At 37.3% G+C, this 3,513-nt stretch carries 4 protein-coding genes and 1 pseudogene; 4 read left to right on the top strand and 1 reads right to left on the bottom strand.

Annotated features, from left to right (window positions below):
* From RSX24_RS32065 to RSX24_RS32050, 4 genes and pseudogenes are all read left to right on the top strand, one after another.
* A pseudogene (locus tag RSX24_RS32065) lies at window positions 1–521 on the top strand (hypothetical protein); the annotation flags it as partial.
* A complete protein-coding gene (locus tag RSX24_RS32060; protein WP_343262891.1) occupies window positions 514–918 on the top strand; it encodes a hypothetical protein in 405 nt (134 codons plus the stop codon). The pseudogene RSX24_RS32065 and the gene RSX24_RS32060, both read left to right, overlap by 8 nt.
* 818 nt (window positions 919–1,736) lie before the next feature.
* Complete coding sequence (locus RSX24_RS32055; protein ID WP_343262890.1) at window positions 1,737–2,531, top strand: CdiA C-terminal domain-containing protein; 795 nt, start codon at window positions 1,737–1,739, stop codon at window positions 2,529–2,531.
* A gap of 1 nt (window position 2,532) precedes the next feature.
* Complete coding sequence (locus RSX24_RS32050) at window positions 2,533–3,057, top strand: hypothetical protein (RefSeq protein ID WP_343262889.1); 525 nt, start codon at window positions 2,533–2,535, stop codon at window positions 3,055–3,057.
* Between the two features lie 144 nt (window positions 3,058–3,201).
* On the opposite strand, the gene RSX24_RS32045 is transcribed toward RSX24_RS32050, so the two are convergent.
* A partial coding sequence (locus RSX24_RS32045) for a hypothetical protein (protein WP_343262888.1) occupies window positions 3,202–3,513 on the bottom strand: 312 nt, incomplete at its 5' end.

Below are 3,513 nucleotides of genomic sequence, written 5' to 3'. Positions count from 1 at the left end.
GCCAGCAGCAGCGTTTTTGGAGTGAAATGGAAGCAGGCAAGGATGATTTAGCGAAGAAGTTGGATGAGGGGACGGGTGATGCTACTAAGTTTAAATTTCCTGATGACCCAATGAGAGATGTTAGTGGTTCTGGTAGAATTTCAAACCCAACAGAATGGAATGATATACTAAAAGATGTAGAATCTCAAGGTGGAAAAATTAACTACACAACTGATTCAACCACCATGGGATATGGACCAAATGGCACAAGAGGAAATCCAGGTACTATATCAATAGATCCTGATGCATCTTTTAGTGCCTTGAAACATGAATATCAACATTTTCTTGATGACAAAGCAAGTGGTTGGGAAGGTTGGAGAGTAAAATTAACTGATTATGATGAAGCTTATCGATGGGAGGTAAATGCCTATCAAATAGAAATTGATATGGCAAAAGAGCTAGGAAGAAATGATATAGTTGAGCATTTACTAAAAAATTTAGAAAAAGAAAAATCCAAAATTTATAATCCATGGGGTGATTAAGATAATTAGCAAAAATGAATTAGATGAAAAAATTCGCCAAATAAAGCAAAATGAATTATCAGTACAAGAGTTAATTGATTGTTTGGATTCGAAACAAATGTATATTATCAGCAACACTATTATTCAATTGGTGAAACTAAAAATTAATAATTCGTTAGTTATTGCTAAGCTTCAAAATTTAACTCAATATATGGGTGAACGTTATGCTTTTGCAGAGGGAATTGGAATTGGACATTTTGCTATGGCAACACTATCAATCTTTAATACCTCTGACTCTTTATATGCGTATCATGAAACTTTAAAAAATTTAATGGACATAGATATAGAGAGGATAAAAAAGGCAACTCTAATCCTGAATGACTTAATTGATAATGATATTAAGGAGGATAAAGGATAGAAAGTTTTATTTCGGTGGGGCCACCCAGTACGGAATGAGCCCATCATTCAAACAATTACAGACTTAACCCATGTAATACCCGTACACAGATTTCTTCATTTTCCTTGTACGCACATGAAGCTTTAATTTTATACCCTATTTAACGTAATAGTATTGCATCGAACAGGTCGATTATGGTCAGATACCGCCATGATTGACCTGTTTTTTGTTAGCTTCGTTTTCTCGCAGTTTTTTTTAATTTACTCAAAACTTTAGAATGCCCCCCCCCCCGATAGAGAAAATGAAGTAGCATATAATCGCATCTTTCAGGATAGATACCACCGATATTAAGAATAGGGGCGGATAAAACGAAACTTTTTTCATATCGTCCGTAACTTAACTGAACCTTTCAGCGATTGTTACTTTGAAGAAAATAACTCTGGTGACGGCCAGTTAACATAGAACAGACAGGGAACGTATAAGGGTAGTCACCTGTCCCTAATAAAACCCAAAATTCATCAAAAAATTCGGGAAAGGTGGCACATGAAGGGAGTTACTGTATCCATCGGCCGTATTGTCGTTCACTTTATAGACGTGTACTTGGACTTCTTCAATGAGTTCCATAAAGAATTTGCCACTATTAGAGGGTTAGGACGAAGGTAGGGAAATTTTTAAAAAAGTTACTTACTGAGATACACGTTTCAAGTATTGATCATCGATCCGCAAATGATGATCGCCGAGTGGACGAGACATGGACGGCATAGAATGAGCAGACTAAAGATTGTCTGAACAAAAGCGTAGACGATATCACGGATTATGTATCTGATTCGATAGAGCGGATGCGAAATACTCGTTTTGGCCCCGAACTTGCAACGGAAGGACCAGCTGGCGTCTACTTCACGAAGCCGAAAAAGCCAATTCCGCCCAATAGTCAGCAACAGCGTTTTTTGAGTGAAATGGAAGCAGGCAAGGATGATTTAGCGAAGAAGTTGGATGAGGGGATGGGTAATGATTCTGCACAGATACCTCGAACAGGAGCAGAATGGGATGAGTATTTCCGTTCAAAATATGGCGATAAGAATGTGGACTGGAAAACTAGTTCTGAGTACAAGCTATATGGTGATAAGTATATTCCTTATACACCTAAAATTAGACCCAATGCTGTAATCACTAAGCCGTCACTGCCTAAAGGAGGAAAGCCAGAAGGAAATTATGCCAAGATCCCACCAAAAGGTGATAGAGGCTTAGAAAGACAAAATGAAACTGCTGATGTACTTGCAGAACAAGGATATCGTACTATAATGCTTGATGAGCTTCCAAACGGAAATGGTTTTGGTGGAAATGGCTATGGTATTGATCCTAAAAAAAGTCCAGATTTTATTATAGAGGGACAAGTATTTGATTGTTATTCTCCTGATTCAATTATTCTAAAAAATACTCTTGACATGCTCAGAGAAACAACTACAAAGCAAGCTAGAAGAATAGTGTTAAATTTAAATGATTATCCTGTTGAGAAAAGAACGGAGCTTATTGATCATTTAATAAGTCAGACACATAAGGACTTGAAATATTTAGATGAACTATTAATTATTGAGGATCGTCAAGTAACTAGAGCGTACTGGAGGTATGAGTAATATGGATTTCAGGTTATCTATTGGTTTTGATTTACCTAGAGAATCCTTGAGAAAGTTGCTTTATGATATGATATGTGAAGTATTATTTGTAGAATTAATTGACTATGAGGCAGAAGTACGAGATAGGTCTGATAATCGAGAAGTGAGTATTGGTTGCACTTATTTTTCAATGAGTATTGATTTAGATAATGAAGATGAATATTTGGAGCGTTTTCGAGAAATGAATTTTGAAGCGTATGGTGTGACTACAAATGTTCTTATTAGTATTCAATTTATAACGAGCACTTTTGATATTGGTTGGTTAAAAATGTTGGAGTTAATTGGTAAAATATTGCGAATGAACAATTTGGATTTAGTTATTGAAGATCATACCTCATATCCACTATTGAAAAGAATTAAAGGGCGTTTAATTATTAATAGTAATTTAGATTATCGGACATGGTATCTGACAAAAGAAAATCTAGCACTATTGAATTATCCATATGAAGAGGAGGATTTTTTAAAAGATAGTGAAGAAGAAAAGTAAAGGCTTGTCTAGATTTTTGAGGTGTATCAATAACCATATTAACCAAGCCACAATACGAGCTAACCGCCCGCGTTGTGGTCTTTTTCGTTCTTTAATATGGATGGTGGGGAGGGAACAGACCCCACCCAGTGCGGAATGAACCCATTATCTAAACAAGGCTGGTGCTTGCAAACGAATGTGGACCAATGAGTGGTGCTGAATGGAAACCGGGTAGGGAGCCAGAGCAAAATAGTAGATCTGTAGAAGGTCGAAGCGGATTTCATGGAACTGCTGACGGAAGAATAGCTGGAAGAATTGTATCTGGACATGCCGGCCGATGGCGAGATCATGAAAGAGGAATTGGATTGTCACTGCAATTGCGAACGGCGGTCTAGTTAACTTAACGTTATATTTGGCGTGGTAGCCATTATTGCGGCCATCCCGACAGGCGGAAGCTCCTTGTATTTGTTGGCTGCC

The sequence above is a fragment of the Paenibacillus hubeiensis genome (assembly GCF_032334105.1).
Classification (GTDB): Bacteria; Bacillota; Bacilli; order Paenibacillales; family Paenibacillaceae; genus Paenibacillus; species Paenibacillus hubeiensis.
This window is presented reverse-complemented; position numbering and strand designations above follow the sequence as displayed.